Source organism: Psychrobacter sp. NPDC078631 (assembly GCF_050268165.1).
Lineage (GTDB): Bacteria > Pseudomonadota > Gammaproteobacteria > Pseudomonadales > Moraxellaceae > Psychrobacter.
In genome coordinates this window covers 592,459-609,045 of sequence record NZ_JBNNGG010000001.1, presented here as the reverse complement: position 1 = coordinate 609,045, position 16,587 = coordinate 592,459, and the positions used below count along the sequence as shown (strand labels likewise).

Sequence of the window (16,587 nt, the reverse complement as noted above, 5' to 3'; positions counted from 1 at the left end):
TATTAATCAATAGACAAGGACGCTATTGAATGTGGGATATATCACTTATTTAAATGGTGTTCTGTACTACTGATAGATTGACAATTACCTTTTTAAAATACTTTAGCCTATATCAAATCGCAAGGATGCTAACTATGATATCGAACAAACCTTGGCTTTCTCAATATCCAGCCGGTGTGCCAAAAACCATTAATCCCGATAGATATAGCAGCATCATGGAGCTGTACGAAGAATGCTTCGATCGCTTCCGTGGACATCCAATGAGCATCTGTATGGGAGTGACTCATACTTATGGTGATATTGATAACGCTTCAATGGCAGTCGCTGCTTGGCTACAGAACCAAGGTTTGCCAAAAGGTAGTGTCGTCGCTTTGATGATGCCAAACGTTCCACAGTATCTACCAACTATGATTGGCATACTGCGTGCAGGCTATGTATGCACCCCTGTCAACCCACTATATACTGGCCGAGAATTGCGCCATCAGCTTAACGATTCTGGTGCTCAAGCAATTTTTGTGGTTGATAACTTTGCCCAAGCGCTTGAGCAAGTCATTGAAGAAACGGCTATCAAACGTGTCATCTTGTCGAAAATGGGCGATATGATGGGCTTGAAAGGTATTTTGGTCAATACGATTATTCGTCAGGTCAAACGCTTAGTACCCAAGTACAATCTTAATGATCCTAAGTACCATGTCACTAAATTCCCTGAAGTATTGAAAAAAGGTAAAAACCTACCTTTTCAGCAACCAAAAATGTCTTTGGATCAAAAAGCATTTTTACAATATACAGGCGGCACTACAGGACTTTCGAAAGGCGCTATTTTGTCGCAGCGTAATATCGTAGCAGCAGCGATGCAATCAGAAGCATGGACTCGCCCTATCACATCAGAAATTAACGAAGTGTATATCAATATGGTGATGGCGCTGCCGCTGTATCATATTTTTGCATTCATGCTGAGTTTACTTGGTATGCGCTCAGGCTATACCTTTATACTAGTACCTAATCCACGTGATATTCCTGGATTTGTTAAAACCTTGTCAAAACAACCGTTCCATATTTTCCCTGCGGTCAATACTCTCTTTAAGGGGCTGCTCGATAATCCTAATTTCAAAAATTTGGACTTTAGCTCTTTGCGTATCTCACAAGCTGGTGGTATGGCGGCTACTGAGCAAACTGCGAAGCGCTGGTTAGAAGTGACTGGCTGCGCGATGATCGAAGGTTGGGGTATGACAGAAGGCGTTGCCGTCGGTACCGCCAACGTTATTACCAATCGTGAGTTTAATGGTACTATCGGTGTACCAGCCCCTGGTGTCGATGTCATTATTATCGATGAAGATGGCAAGCATGTAGGTTTAAACGAAGGGGGCGAGCTATGTATTAAAGGCCCTAACGTAACCTCTGGATATCTCAATAGAGACAGTAGTGCTGATTTTACTAGTGATGGTTATTTCCGTACTGGTGATATCGTCAGCATGGACGACAAGGGTTATATTAAACTGCTAGATCGTAAGAAAGACATGATCTTGGTTTCAGGATTTAACGTATTCCCGAACGAAATCGAATCTGTGATGCTTGACTGTGATGGTATTCTTGACTGCGCGGTAATTGGCATTCCTGATAGTCATCAAGGTGAAGCGGTCAAAATATACGTAGTACCTGAAGACAATAATGTTACCAAAGAAGTGATTACAGATTTTGCGTTAGACAATCTAACGGGTTATAAGTGTCCACGTCACATTGAGTTTGTGAGCGACTTACCAAAGAGTAATGTCGGTAAAGTACTTCGTCAAAAATTGCGTGAAAAACACAATGCAGACCATCCACAAAGATAAACGAACATCAAAGTTTTAATTTTTTAAAAATTTGATTTTATTTTCACTAAAGAGCATTTTACATTTAATGTAAGATGCTCTTTTTGTATATTCATTTTATGTCATTCAATTATAAAATTTCTCTATTACCATTACTACAAATCTACCTTTATATTGAGTTATATGACATTTTTTGAATAAATTTCATGTTAATTACTTGATAAGAAAGTAAATTACTTGTCTAGGCATTTTATAGTTATTCAACATATATTTTTTCATTTATCAAATTTAACTGTAAACTATCAAGTTCTTGTATAAGCATAACAGGCACGGTTGTAGTTATGTTAATGTATTGCCAAAATGTGTCACTATACTTTCTGTTATTTTAATCTTATATAATTATGACTCATATCGATTGATTAGCAGTATTACTAGTAGCTATTTTCATTATCAAAACATTAATTAGTTTTTTAACCTGATGAGATATTTATGCTCTGTGGTTGAATCAAACTTTATAAGGGCCTCGTATTTTAGCAGTATGTGAATATATAGGATAACACTCGACAATTTCTTGCTAACGGAACAGCAATATAAATTGTTGACATGGATGTGACTACTTTTTTATAGAGCCTTAATTTATTTTAATATTTAAGGACGCTAATCATGACTGTAGATAAACCTTGGCTTTCTCAATACCCGGAAAACGTACCTAAGACGATTAATCCGGATCAGTATGAAAGCCTTATAGAGTTATATGAAGAGTGTTTTAACCGCTTTCGTATGCATCCGATGACTATCTGTATGGGTGTGACGCATACTTATGGTGATGTTGATAACGCTTCACTGGCAGTAGCAGCATGGTTACAGGCTCAAGGTTTACCTAAAGGCAGCGTAGTGGCTCTTATGATGCCAAACGTTCCCCAATATCTACCAACTATGATTGGTATTCTACGTGCAGGTTATGTTTGCACTCCAGTAAACCCACTATATACGGGTCGCGAGTTGCGTCACCAATTGAATGACTCAGGTGCTCAGGTTATCTTTGTCGTTGACAACTTTGCTCAAGCCTTAGAGCAAGTCATTGAAGAGACCAATATCAAACGTATCGTGCTGTCAAAAATGGGCGATATGATGGGTCTAAAAGGTATTTTGGTCAATACGGTCATCCGTCAGGTCAAACGCTTGGTTCCAAAGTACAACCTAAACGATCCTAAGTATGACGTTACTAAGTTCCCTGAAGTTCTAAAGAAAGGTAAGAATCTACCGATTCAAGCACCAAAAACCACCCTACAACAGAAAGCTATTTTGCAGTATACAGGTGGTACGACTGGACTATCTAAAGGTGCTGTCCTAACACAACGTAATGTCGTCGCTGCTGCTATGCAATCAGAGGCATGGTATCGTCCTGTGACCTCAGGTATCAATGAAGTATATATCAATATGGTTATGGCCTTACCGCTATATCATATTTTTGCCTTCATGCTGAGTCTACTTGGTATGCGTTCAGGTTATACCTTTATCCTAGTACCTAATCCGCGCGATATGCCAGGGTTTATTAAAACGTTATCAAAACAACCGTTCCATATCTTCCCTGCTGTAAACACTCTATTCAAAGGGTTACTTGACCAGCCAAACTTTAAAAACTTAGATTTTAGTTCATTACGTATCACTCAGGCTGGTGGTATGGCGGCAACTGAGCAAACCGCAGCACGTTGGTTGGAAGTAACTGGCTGCCCTATGGTTGAAGGTTGGGGTATGACGGAAGGTGTTGCGGCAGGTACTGCTAACGTGATTACTGATCGTAAATTCAACGGTACTATTGGTATACCTGTTCCTAGTGTCGATATCATTGTAGTAGATGACAGTGGCAAACGTGTGGGCCTAAATCAAGCAGGCGAAATGTGTATTAAAGGCCCTAATATTACGTCTGGTTACTTTAATAAAGACAATACCAATGATTTCACAAGTGACGGTTACTTCCGTACGGGTGATATTATCAGTATGGACGAAAAAGGCTATATCACCCTACTAGATCGTAAGAAAGACATGATCTTGGTTTCTGGATTCAATGTATTCCCTAACGAAATCGAATCCGTTATGCTCGACTGTGATGGTATCGTCGATTGCGCAGTAATTGGTATTCCTGATGACCATCAAGGTGAAGCGGTTAAAATTTATATCGTACCCGCCGATAACAACGTCACTAAAGAAGTCATCAAAGAATTTGCGCTGGACAATTTGACTGGTTATAAATGTCCCCGTCATATTGAGTTTGTCAGTGAGTTACCAAAGAGTAACGTTGGTAAAGTACTACGTCAAAAACTGCGTGAACAGCATATGTCAAATAATCCTCAAACGTTGTAATACTTGTCCTGCTATTTAGAGTAAATAAAAGAAGAAGCCCACTACAATAATAGTGGGCTTCTTCTTTTCTACCTTAGGAAAACCAATTTGCTTAGCTTAGTTTATTCATTACCTGTAATGGCAAGTGCTTCATCGCGTGACTGACCATGGACCAAGGTAGGCTCGGCACACAGGCTTCATCCACACCCGCTTCGATAGCTGCGACAATAGCTTTAGTACCAGTATCTGCATTGACTTCAAATGGTAATGGCTTAGAGCCTTCGTTGATTTCAGTGCGAATATAACCTGGGTAAATTGTAGAAACTTTAATAGGTAAATTGGTCAAAAGCATATCAGCACGAATACCTTCTGCTAAGTGAGCCAAACCAGCTTTACTTGCACCATAGGTTGTCAAGTGTCTAGGCAATCCACGCATTGCTGACATGCTCGATATCACGACCAAATGCCCGCTATTCTGAGCACGGAAGATATTCATGGCGGCTTCACACTGTGCCAATGCGGCGACAAAATTAACATCAGCAGTGCGACGATTAGTCTCAAAATGCCCTTTACCAATGCGGCGGCTATCACCAATACCTGCATTGACCACTACTCGCTCAATGCTACCGAAGTCATCTGCAAAAGCATCAAATACTTGAAAGACCGTATCGTAATCACTCACATCTAGTGCTTGGTATTCGACTCGGATATCAGGATACTTCTGCATCATCTCCGATTTTAGATGCTCTAAACGATCAGTGCGACGCGCACATATGGCCAAGTTGTAGCCAAGGCTAGCAAACAGTCTGGCCATGCCCTCGCCTAGACCTGAACTGGCACCTGTGATAAGCACCGTTTTACCTGTGCCTACTTGCTGCTGACTCAAGTCTTTTAGATAGCTTGCAGGTCGAACCGCGCCTACTATCTGGTTTTTGCTATGGCGCGCACTTTTAGCAACCAATTTTATTAATTTATTTTGCATGTACCGTCCTTTGTATATCGATATTGCACAGAATCAAATCGGTAACTTTTTAGTATAAACGTCGATAAGGCTCATACTTTAAGCAGATATGACACTATATCATTCGCAAATCATGTGTAAATTTATCGCCATGTCACAAACGGTTTACCCTCAGAGAATAAATGACTATATTCATTCAAAGACAGCAAGCGAGAGCTTTGATTCTTTAAAGTAATAGAGGTCACCCCCGTATTGACCAAGCTTTTATTCAGCTGATAAGCGGTCTGACTGCCTTGTCGCAATAACTGGGCAGTGATTGCAGCGATGACACCACCTGAAGTGAATACGAGCACGGTGCTGTCCTGATCTAAGCTCATGCTTGCTGCTTTTGTACATACTTGTTCAAGGGCTTGCTGTGCACGATTATTAAACTGGGGCCAACTTTCAAGATAGTCTTGATCATTATCACCAGCATGCCAGCGCTGCATCGCTTGATCAAATAGCTCAGCCAGTCGTGTCGCTGGCGATTCTGCTTTGGCGATTTCAGCTGAGATGTCAGATCGATTGCCAGATGCCTCTGCTGACTTAACAAACACGTCTTTATGATTAAATTCATCAAATTGCGGCAGAATATAACTATCAGGCTGATCAAAGTTGATTGCGGGCGCAACAGCTGTGCCATTGCTATTACTGGCATGTACAGATGACTGGTAACGCTCCCAAAAATGACGTGCTGAGTCTTGCTGCCGAACCAACCTACCAGTAAATATGGCATCAATACGGCGCTGCGTAGCTGCATAGTGCTGACCTAGCATTTGTGCTTGGACAGTACCTAGCTCTGAGAGTTGATCATAGTTTTCTTGTCCAAAAGACGCTTGGCCATGACGTGCTAAAAGTATGGTTGTCATAAATTATTACCTTTTATCTTATTTGCTAAAGTACAGTTTGCTGAATGCTTACGCTTCAGGAGAGTCAGGTGCTTTTGCAAAATAACCTTTTGGTAAAATACTTTTGACCACTTTTTGAACAGGGCTTGGTAACTGCTCGATAGCAGCAGCATCTACGCCGATGTCTTCTAAATGCGGTTGTACATGCGCATTGAATAAGGCTTCGCCTTCATATTGCGCAATTAGTTTCAAACATTTAGCATGCATGACATGTATAACGAGCCAAGCGTTTTTGAACGCTGGATTGGTGGTTTGCTTATGATAATAACGATAGTAGATCTGTTGAATAATCCCTGAGAGGCGGAACAATCCGAACACTTCATAAAAGGTCCAATTATCTATCTCTAAACCTGACTGTTTTAGGTAATATTCAACCACTTCATCGCGCGTCATCATGCCTTCTAAATGTGTTGGCTGGCGACGGAACTGTTGCATGATGATATTATCATCTTCTTCAATCCAGTAAGCCAACGCACTACCCAAGTCCATCAATGGATCGCCAAGGGTTGCCATCTCCCAGTCGAGCACGCCAATAACTTTGGTCGGTTCATCCGCATCAAGTATGACATTGTCAAAGCGCCAATCATTATGAATGATACAAGTTTTGCTATCAGCAGGCGTGTGCTTAGCAAGCCATTGTCTGACCAGTGCAAAGCTCGGTACGTTTGGCGTCTTTGCTTTAACATACCGTTTGTCCCAACCACTGATCTGGCGTTCACAGTAACCTTCACCGCGGCCCAAGTTGACCAAATCAGGATGCTCGGTATAGTCTATCTGGTGTAACTCTACCAAAGCGTCTAATACATTGGTACAAAGCAGACGCGTTTGCTCAGGATTTAGATCGATGCCTTCTGGTAATTCTGCACGAGGGATAATACCTTCCATCCGCTCCATCACATAAAAGTCAGCGCCGATAATAGCTTCATCCGTACATAGCGCAATCATCTCAGGTACATAAGGATAAGCATCTTTTAATGCTTTTTGAACAGTGTACTCACGCACCATGTCATGAGCGGATTTTGCTTTGGTACCTTTTGGTGGACGACGTAATATGAGGTCTTGGTTTTTATCTTCACCCTCATACTGTAGTCGATATGTCCAGTTTGATGCGCCGCCTGAGAACTGAGTGACCGTAGGCTCGCCTACCACGTCGACACCTTGACCGCGAAGCCATGCGCTTACTGCCTTGGCATCAAGCTCTTCACCCTCACGTACGGCACCGCCTTTGTCTAGTACTTTACTATCAGTTGCCATGAGACATTCCTTATCATGTGGTCATTTATTTTTATAACAGATATGCGAGCTAGTTCTCAATTCAATTTATCTCATACTTATTACCATTTTTGAAATGAGGACTCGCTCTAGGGATGAAAAATTCACTACTAAGTTGTTAATAGTGAATTTTCAATTAGCATGTTGATTGGCTTATTCTTGATAGTTGCATGAGCAAATCGAAACTAACTCACACAACTGTTTGTTAAGATTAAACTTAAGACTAAGCTTTGTCAGATTTAGCAGAACGACTAAAGCCCTGACGTTTTAGTTCTAGCTTAGCAATCATGGTTTTATGTACTTCATCTGGACCATCTGCCAAACGTAGTACACGTGCTTGCGCGTAGAAATTCGGTAGCAAGGTATCTTGACATACGCCCATACCACCATGAATCTGAATCGCCATGTCGACGACTTCTTGTAGCACAGTTGGCGCCACTACTTTGATAGCAGAGATTTCCGTCAATGCGGCTTTGGTGCCCTGAGCATCCATTTTTTGGGCGGCGTACAATGTGAGCAAGCGTGCTTGGTCGATTTTGATACGGGCTTCGCTGATACGCTCAAAGTTACCACCCAATTGTAGTAATGGCTTACCAAAGGCAGTACGTGACATACCACGCTTGACCGCTAATTCAAGAGATTTTTCGGCAGCACCGATGCAGCGCATGCAATGATGAATGCGGCCTGGTCCTAGACGACCCTGTGCAATCTCAAAACCCTTACCAGGTCCACCAATAAAGTGGCTAACTGGCACACGCACATTCTCGAAGCTAATCTCACCGTGCCCGTGCGGTGCATCATAATCCCCAAACACTTTCAGCATACGTTTGATGTTCACACCCGGAGTGTTAACTGGCACAAGCACCATCGAATGCTGGTGATGACGGTCTGCACTTTCATCCGCGGTATATGCCATCACAATCAAGACATCAACCGCTGGATCGCCAAGACCAGATGACCACCACTTGCTACCATTAATGACAATCTCATCACCATCTACTACCGCTGTTGCTTGCATATTGGTTGCATCACTTGACGCCACATCAGGCTCAGTCATACAGAATACAGAACGTGTCTTACCTTCTAGAATTGGGGTAAGCCACTTGTCTTGCTGTTCTTGAGTACCGTAGCGCCACAACAGCTCCATATTACCGCTATCAGGGGCATTACAGTTAAATACATGAGGTGCTAGCAAACTACGACCAGTCAATTCTGCAATAGGTGCATAATCAGTGACTGACAGTCCTGCACCTAGTGTGTCATCTGGCAGGAATAAATTCCACAAGCCCTCTTCACGCGCTTGCTTGCGCAGGTTTTCGTAGGCTTCTGGCCACTCCCAGTTTTCCCAATTGCCATCAGGATTTTTTTTATGACAATCTTCCCAGAATTGGGCTTCGATAGGCTCAATATTCGTTTCGATGAACGCTTTGACTTTGGCATGCATGGCTTGACCATGTTCTGTTGCGGTAAACATTAAATTGTCGTTAGACATAAATGACTTCCTTTTCTTTATTGATTGTCTAAATCAAATGTTGATAAAAAGCTCTACTAGAGCTTTAGTGCACGCACGTATACTGTTTTCCGTGTGCTACATTTATAACACAGCAATTGTCAATAAACAGCAAAAAGGCGCGACCAGCTAGGCCACGCCTTTTACAAAATATAAACAATGTATCTAAAAACTTCTGAACACTAAAATACCATTATTTAACTATCATAATGATAACTAACATTATTTCAGAATATTTAGGCGGCTGTTCAAATCAAAACGTGCAAGTGCATCAGGTAATTTATCTACAGCCATGCTCAGTGTCGCTTCTGCTGCCTGAGCCAATCCTAACTTTTCTGCTAATGTCGGCTTCTGACGTGAATATAGTGCGTATACTTCGTTGTCTTCCATACGTTCCAAAATATAGCTGTCTGAAGTCTGTAGACTATCAATTAAGTTAAGCTTTAACGCATCTTCGCCATACCAATGCTCACCCGTAGCTACTTTGGCAACATCGAGTTCTGGACGATATGTATTAACAAAATGCTTGAATAGCTCATGCGTCTGCTCTAGTTCTTCTTGGTATTTGGCACGGTCTTCGGCATCATTTTCACCAAATACAGTCACCGTACGCTTATAATCACCAGCGGTAAACATCTCATAATCGACGTCATGGTTTTTTAGCCATTTATGAAAGTTTGGTAATTGTGACACCACACCGATTGAACCAATGATAGCGAATGGTGCTGCTATTACCTTGTCTGCAACGCAGGCCATCATATAACCACCGCTTGCCGCCACTTTATCAACACAGACCGTTAATTTTAAACCAGCATCTTTTAGGCGAACCAATTGCGCTGCGGCCAAACCATAACCGTGTACCAAGCCGCCGCCTGATTCGAGACGGACGATAACTTCGTCACCTTTATTTGCGGTACTAATTAAAGTACTGATTTCTTCACGCAAATGTTTGACCGCAGTTGCTTTGATATCGCCGTCAAAATCGAGTACAAAAACTTGTGCCTTATCATCGGTATGTTTTTTCTTATTTTTAGTTTTTGCCTTCAATGCTTGCTTGGCTTTTTTGGCCATGACTTTTTTGAACTGTTTGAGGGCAGCTTTGCCTTGGGTGGCTTCCATCAAATCTTCGCGACGCTGCTTTTGAGCATCATTTAAGTGGCGTATTTTAAGCTCAACAGGGTTTTTAGGGGGATGAAATAGCATGGTTACAAATCCTCAAGTCAGTAAATATATTGATATGGCTGTTTTTATTAACGTGCGGTTGATATGTGCACACTAAGCGGTGTTTTCAAGCATGATGACAATATTTAACCCAATATAAATAACGCAGAATAAATACGTCAGATACTTGCAGACTCCCATTCTTTGATTGAACTCAGCCGGTTGTATAACAAAGGCAGATTAGGCATAATATGCGTTTATATCAAATTTTCTGCAGCCAACGTGATGACCATATGTCTTAATCGCGTTGTTTGTGTGTTTTTTTTGCAAATAGCTTGAAACGCACAACAATGGCTGCATTATTGTACTTCGAATTGGGCTGATAACTGGATAACCATATTATGACGCAAAGCACTATGACGCATAGCGAATACCGAGACGAGTATTGCGGAGCCGTAACCGAGAGCTTGCTTGAGCAAACCATTAGTATCGTAGGCTGGGTACATCGTCGTCGCGATCACGGTGGCGTGATTTTCTTAGACATGCGTGACCGCGCTGGTATCTTACAGGTCGTGGTCGACCCTGATACCCCAGAAGCTTTTGCAGCAGCTGATGCTGTACGTCCTGAATACGTGCTAAAGATAACTGGCCGCGTACGTCGCCGTTATGAAGGTACTGAAAATAATAATATGACCAGTGGCCAGATTGAGCTATTGGGCAAAGAAATTGAAGTACTGGCTAAATCTGAAACGCCGCCATTCCCATTGAATGACGAAAAAACAACTGTATCTGAAGACTTGCGTTTGAAGTATCGTTATCTTGATATGCGTCGTCCGCAAATGCAAGAGCGTATGGTGTTCCGTGCCAAGGCAACGTCAGCGATTCGTCGTTATTTAGACGATCATGGTTTCTTGGATGTTGAGACACCTATCTTGACTCGTGCAACACCTGAAGGTGCGCGTGATTATCTTGTACCATCACGTACTCGTCCAGGTAACTTCTTTGCCCTGCCGCAGTCACCACAGCTGTTTAAGCAATTATTGATGGTGTCAGGTTTTGACCGTTATTATCAAATTGCTAAATGCTTCCGTGATGAAGATTTACGTGCCGATCGTCAGCCTGAATTTACTCAGGTGGATATTGAGACTTCTTTCTTGAACGAAGAAGAAATCATGAACATCAACGAAGGTCTTATCAAGCATTTGTTTAAGACAATGATGGACGTTGAGTTTGAGCAGTTCCCACGCATGACTTATGCAGAAGCAATGCGTGACTATGCATCAGACAAGCCTGACTTACGTATTCCACTAAAGCTGGTCGACGTTGCAGATTTGATGAAAGACGTTGACTTCAAAGTGTTTGCAGGTCCTGCTAACGATCCTAAAGGTCGTGTGGCTGCCCTACGTATCCCTGGTGGCGCATCATTAAGCCGTAAGCAAATCGATGCTTATACCAAGTTTGTTGGTATTTATGGCGCACGCGGTTTGGCTTATATCAAAGTCAATGACGCTAGCAGTATCAACAACGGTGTGGATAAAGAGTCTGGCCTACAGTCTCCAATCATCAAAAATATGACTGATGACGTGCTTGTGAGCCTAATCGAGCGTACTGCTGCAGAAGATGGCGATATTATCTTCTTTGGTGCGGATAAAGCCAGTGTCGTGAACGATGCAATTGGTGCATTACGCCAAAAAATCGGTCTAGACCTTGAAATGACGACTTGTGAATGGGCACCTCTTTGGGTGACCGACTTCCCGATGTTTGAAGAGACTGACGATGGTCGTTGGACGTCGATGCATCATCCGTTCACTAAGCCTAAAGGTTCAGTTGAAGAGTTGAAAAATAACCCAGAGTCTGCCCTTTCTATCGCTTATGACATGGTATTGAACGGTACTGAGATTGGTGGTGGTAGCTTACGTATCAACACTTATGATATGCAGCAAGCTGTACTTGAAGCCTTGGGTATCGGTGAGCAAGAAGCTGAAGACAAGTTTGGTTTCTTACTTGATGCTCTAAAATTCGGTGCGCCACCGCATGGCGGCCTAGCATTTGGTTTGGATCGTTTGATTATGTTGATGGTAGGCGCAAGCTCTATCCGTGACGTTATCGCCTTCCCAAAAACCAAAACGGCTGATTGCCCATTGACTCAAGCACCTGCTGGCGTTGATAGCAAACAACTACGTGAGCTTGGTATCCGTGTGCGCGAAAAAGCACAAGCTGATACCAGCAAGCCTGCTGAATAAATCGTTTGATGATGCGCGGTTGCTGTCTACAGTGCCTATTACGTGATTCATTGCCATGTGAGTGGTCATGAATCCGTATCATATTTTCAAAGTCGTGCCATTGTCTGTACTGCAGATGCTGGCACGTTTTGCCGCTTGGGTTATCATTAAGATACCCAGTCTAAGTATCATGCGTACCATTCAGATCAATATGGCGTTGATTACTCACACACTGTCTGAGCAGCAAAAACGGGCGCTGACTAAAGACATCATCTATCATCAATGTTTGACCAGTATTGAATCTATAAAAAGCTGGGCGATGCCACCTGAGTGGAGTATCGCTCAGATTCGTGATGTCCATAATAAAGACATTTTTTTAGAAGGTCTTGCCAATCCAAATGGCATGCTTGCTATCGTACCGCATCTCGGCACTTGGGAGATGATGAATGCTTGGCTAAACCAGTTTGGTGCGCCAACCATTATGTATAAGCCAGTTGACGGCAAATTCGCTAATGAGTTTATCCTTCAAGGACGTGCGCGACTTAATGCGACTTTGGTACCTACTGATGGTAGCGGCGTCAAAGCCGTGTTTAAAACGCTCAAGCAAGGTGGTTTTAGTATTGTACTGCCCGACCACGTTCCAGAACCATCAGGCGGCGTTGTCGTTCCGTTCTTTGGTATCGAAACATTGACCAGTACACTTGCCTCAAAATTGGCGAGCAAAACCAAATGTGCGCTGGTTGGCTTATCTTGTATTCGCCGTACCGATGGACGCGGTTTTGATATTTACTGCTATAAACTCGATGATCCAGCCTTGTATGACCGCAATGCTAAAGTGGCGACTCATGCTCTCAATCAGGCTATGGAGCGTATGATTACAGACAACTATAGTCACTATATGTGGGGCTATCGACGTTTTAAGCGTATTCCAAACTTAGGCAACCCTTATAAAAAAGATAAAGAGACTTTAGCAGCCTTTATCCAATCTCACCATTCTAGCGTTTCTAGTCGTTCTGCTAGTGATATCAACGATAGCGTTAAAAATGACAATGTTGAAAGCGACAATGCTAAAAACGATAGTACTGTTAAAAATGATAACACTAAGCTCGACAATCATTAGTCATCACCAACCTAGCGTTGCACTATTTAGACGTACCATCAGTCATAGCTATGCTAATATTGGCTGAACTCTATATTCTTTTACTTTTATTAATCCTTCATTTATCTGACTATTATCTCAATACGAGTGCATTATGACATCTGACGTAACTAAGACTTCATCTACAGATCCTAATCAGACCAGCACAAATGCTGCTGAACAGCGTTATATCATCTGTATGAAATGGGGCGACAAATATGGTCCTGAATACGTCAATCGTCTCTACAACATGGTTAGTCGACATCTAACCTTAGATTTTAAAATGGTTTGCTTGACCGATGACAGCACAGGTATTGACCCTGCGATTGCCTGTTATCCGATACCCGATATGGATTTGCCAGCAGGTCCTGAACGTGGTTGGAAAAAACTGACTACCTTTAAGCCTGAGCTGTATGATTTAAAAGGTGTGGCCCTATTTTTAGATATTGATATCGTCATTGTCGATAATATCGATGCGTTTTTTACTTACCAAGCTGAGCATGAGGACAGTGTCGTCATCATCCGCGACTGGAAGAAACCTTGGCGCATGATTGGTAACAGCTCTGTTTATCGCTTCAATATTGGTATGAATACCTATCCTGATTTGCTGTCCAATTTTGAGCGAAACTTTGAAACCATTCGCACCCAAGTACGTCACGAGCAGGCTTATCTCTCTAACTATTTGCGTGAGCATCATCACCTAGAGTATTGGGACAAAACATGGTGTGTCAGCTTTAAGTACCAATGTATTGCGCCGATTCCTTTTAACTTTGTACGCACACCTACTCTGCCGGATGATGCAAAAATCGTTATCTTCCACGGTGAGATTAACCCGCCAGATGCAATTGCTGGTAGTGGTGGTAAATGGTATCGACATGTGAAGCCAAGCCCATGGTTAAAAGACCATTGGCAATAGATGCTTAGCAATTAACCATATTTAGACAATTTATAATTAGCATAAAGGCAGTGTATTACGATATAAGATAGGTGAAACAAACGACTGGAAAATAGTATGGCGCTATATTTGAGATTACCTGCTACCGCTAGGTTCAATATTGATAATGAGCTCATCATTATCAATGCTTTTAATGCCAATGAACCTGAACAAAGCCTGCATGGAAAAGACGTCAATATTATCGCCTCAGGACCATCTATACAGCAGCTGCCGTTAGCAGAGCTACTAGATACACCTACTATTTTTGTTAATGGCAGTATCAGCCTGATTGGGCAGCATCAGTTTACCGATATTGTTGGTTACGTCATTAGTGATGCGCGCTTCATCAATCATCAGCCTAAGATTTTACGGCAGTACTATACAGGTCAACCTCTATATGCAACGTTAGCTGTCTTTGAAGCGATGGCCACTACGCACCCTGATATTATGCAAACGTACCATCATGCCATGCGAGTGTTGTACCCAGTAGATAGGCCATGGGGAGTTAAGTCAAACAAGCTATCTTTTAATAAGCTTATCTTTAAGAAAAAATTGCTCAATAAAAAAATGCCGCTATCGTACTTTATCAATAATCCAAACTTTATTATTGATAGCGATCATAAAGCGGCTGACATCGGTGTCTCTCTTAACATTACTCATGGCTTTGTGGAAGCAGGCACTGTCGCCTATGTAGCAGCGCAGTTGGCGTTTTCGCGCCAAGCAGCGAGTATTCATCTGTACGGTATTGACCTGCTTAACAGTAAGCAACCACGGTTTTATGAAAATAAAAATAATAGTGCGCCAAGTATGCTCAGCAAAGTTATGCACGAGCGGATTGTCCCTTCGTTTAACTTACTCGGCAGAATCTATCAATCGCATGGTGTTCCTGTCATCAATCACTCTCCTATCTCTAAAACGCTATTCGACACTTTCTAGTTAATGACTCGCAGTTAATAACCTTTACTTAATTGCGTTTAATTAAGAACCACTACACGTTATAAACCCTCATTTTTATCTAAATCTAAAACAGAACGAAACGCTAAGTACTGTCTTGCAATATGTTCAGGCAGCAACTGCTGGTTTAGCGGCACGATATAATCTGTAAGGTTGTCTATGGCTTGATCGATGAGTAACGCCAAGCCATCAATATCACCTACCGCAATTAAGTTTTGCTTAGGTAATAACTCTCGTGGACCAAAAGGACAATCCGTACTGATTACTGGTACGCCCAGTGCTTGCGCCTCTACGATGACATAGCCAAAGCCTTCAAACTTAGAAGTAAGCACCATCAGTGCGGCTGACCTAATTAATGGATAAGGGTTGGTCTGGAAGCCTAAAAACTTAATACAATCGCTAATATTTAGTTGGACAGCCAACTGTTTAATCTCTGCTTCAAGCCTACCTTTACCCACTAGTACTAACGGCAGCTTTCGTTCTGTTTCGGCATATGCCTGTAGCAAGTCTCGATGACCTTTCATGCTATCAAATGAGGCGACATGTATAATGTACTCTTTATCTACTAAGCCGAAATGTTCAAGATGGCTAGACGCTGCTGCTTTGGTATTTATATCAGCAGCATCACAAGGATTGTATATTGTTGTGGTTTTGGTGATATTTCCTATAAGATCAATCAAATCTTGGCGTGCACCCTTACTTACACAGCTACAAGGATGAGCGCCATAGACCGTTTTCAAATGATTTATAGTCTGTACTGGCGCCTCTAATAATTGGTTTTGGAACTGCTTTGATAGCGCTGTATGCAGTACATTTACAATATTGGGTAACTGGCTATATGCCATAATCCAGTTTATTTTATAGATATTAGCCAGTATTAGATCTGGCTTCCCTATTTGGCTAAGCACGTAAGTATCAATACGTTTGGCAACTGATTCGTAGGCTTGTGCTTGCGTAGATTCTGGGTCGAGATTCTGCTCAGAAAACACCTCATCATATGGCACGATATGATATTGCACACGAGCGTCTAGTAGCATATCCTGCGTCGCTTCCAAGCATAGGATATGAGTACGATAGCCCATATCTGCATAAGCGCTTGCCAACGTCGTAACCATACGCTCAGCACCGCGACCTTCAAGCGCTTTTAAAATAAATAGAATAATAGGTGGCATTAGTGTCTCAGCTTGATTTTTTAACAGTATAGGCATGATAGGTTAGCCAAATGAATGCGACTATGGTCATAATTATTGCAGCGTTCTGACTTTATATGCTAGTCTCACCTACCGCTAGTGCTCGGCATCTACTCAGTAAAGTACGAGCAGGATTTAACAGTA

The 16,587-nt window shown here is 42.2% G+C and carries 12 protein-coding genes; 6 read left to right on the top strand and 6 right to left on the bottom strand.

Annotated features, from left to right (window positions below; genetic code table 11):
- The first annotated feature begins 134 nt into the window (after positions 1–134).
- Both ACQKCP_RS02430 and ACQKCP_RS02425 read left to right on the top strand, forming a co-directional pair.
- Positions 135–1,832, top strand: coding sequence for an AMP-binding protein (locus ACQKCP_RS02430; RefSeq protein WP_427611133.1), 1,698 nt, complete (start codon positions 135–137; stop codon positions 1,830–1,832).
- Between the two features lie 642 nt (positions 1,833–2,474).
- Entirely contained in the window at positions 2,475–4,175 is a 1,701-nt protein-coding gene (locus tag ACQKCP_RS02425; RefSeq protein WP_347162248.1) for an AMP-binding protein, read from the top strand.
- Between the two features lie 91 nt (positions 4,176–4,266).
- On the opposite strand, the gene ACQKCP_RS02420 is transcribed toward ACQKCP_RS02425, so the two are convergent.
- The 5 genes from ACQKCP_RS02420 to sohB form a co-directional block, all read right to left on the bottom strand.
- Positions 4,267–5,136, bottom strand: a complete 870-nt coding sequence (locus ACQKCP_RS02420) for an SDR family oxidoreductase (RefSeq protein WP_427611132.1) — start codon at positions 5,134–5,136, stop codon at positions 4,267–4,269.
- 122 nt (positions 5,137–5,258) lie between these two features.
- On the bottom strand, positions 5,259–6,023 hold the full coding sequence (locus ACQKCP_RS02415) for a histidine phosphatase family protein (RefSeq protein ID WP_427611131.1): 765 nt from the start codon (positions 6,021–6,023) through the stop codon (positions 5,259–5,261).
- A 48-nt stretch (positions 6,024–6,071) separates the two neighbouring features.
- The gene (locus tag ACQKCP_RS02410) at positions 6,072–7,316 is read right to left on the bottom strand and encodes a phosphotransferase family protein (RefSeq protein ID WP_427611130.1); all 1,245 of its coding nucleotides are present in this window, start codon (positions 7,314–7,316) and stop codon (positions 6,072–6,074) included.
- 241 nt (positions 7,317–7,557) lie between these two features.
- Positions 7,558–8,808, bottom strand: coding sequence for an acyl-CoA dehydrogenase family protein (locus ACQKCP_RS02405; protein WP_227526716.1), 1,251 nt, complete (start codon positions 8,806–8,808; stop codon positions 7,558–7,560).
- 258 nt (positions 8,809–9,066) lie between these two features.
- Positions 9,067–10,047: a protease SohB gene (gene sohB / locus ACQKCP_RS02400; protein WP_160021877.1), complete on the bottom strand. Its 981-nt coding sequence runs from the start codon at positions 10,045–10,047 to the stop codon at positions 9,067–9,069.
- Positions 10,048–10,421: 374 nt separating this feature from the next.
- Between sohB and aspS the strand changes: the two genes are divergently transcribed.
- From aspS to ACQKCP_RS02380, 4 genes are all read left to right on the top strand, one after another.
- Complete coding sequence (gene aspS, locus ACQKCP_RS02395) at positions 10,422–12,248, top strand: aspartate--tRNA ligase (protein WP_101204567.1); 1,827 nt, start codon at positions 10,422–10,424, stop codon at positions 12,246–12,248.
- A 67-nt stretch (positions 12,249–12,315) separates the two neighbouring features.
- Positions 12,316–13,347: a lysophospholipid acyltransferase family protein gene (locus ACQKCP_RS02390; protein WP_424505925.1), complete on the top strand. Its 1,032-nt coding sequence runs from the start codon at positions 12,316–12,318 to the stop codon at positions 13,345–13,347.
- A gap of 133 nt (positions 13,348–13,480) precedes the next feature.
- Complete coding sequence (locus ACQKCP_RS02385; RefSeq protein WP_427611129.1) at positions 13,481–14,281, top strand: glycosyltransferase; 801 nt, start codon at positions 13,481–13,483, stop codon at positions 14,279–14,281.
- 96 nt (positions 14,282–14,377) lie between these two features.
- Positions 14,378–15,235, top strand: coding sequence for a hypothetical protein (locus ACQKCP_RS02380; protein WP_427611128.1), 858 nt, complete (start codon positions 14,378–14,380; stop codon positions 15,233–15,235).
- A 59-nt stretch (positions 15,236–15,294) separates the two neighbouring features.
- Here the strand turns inward: ACQKCP_RS02380 and ACQKCP_RS02375 are convergent, their stop codons facing one another.
- Positions 15,295–16,461 (bottom strand): glycosyltransferase, encoded by a 1,167-nt coding sequence (locus tag ACQKCP_RS02375; protein WP_427611127.1) that lies wholly within the window; start codon positions 16,459–16,461, stop codon positions 15,295–15,297.
- Positions 16,462–16,587 lie beyond the last annotated feature (126 nt).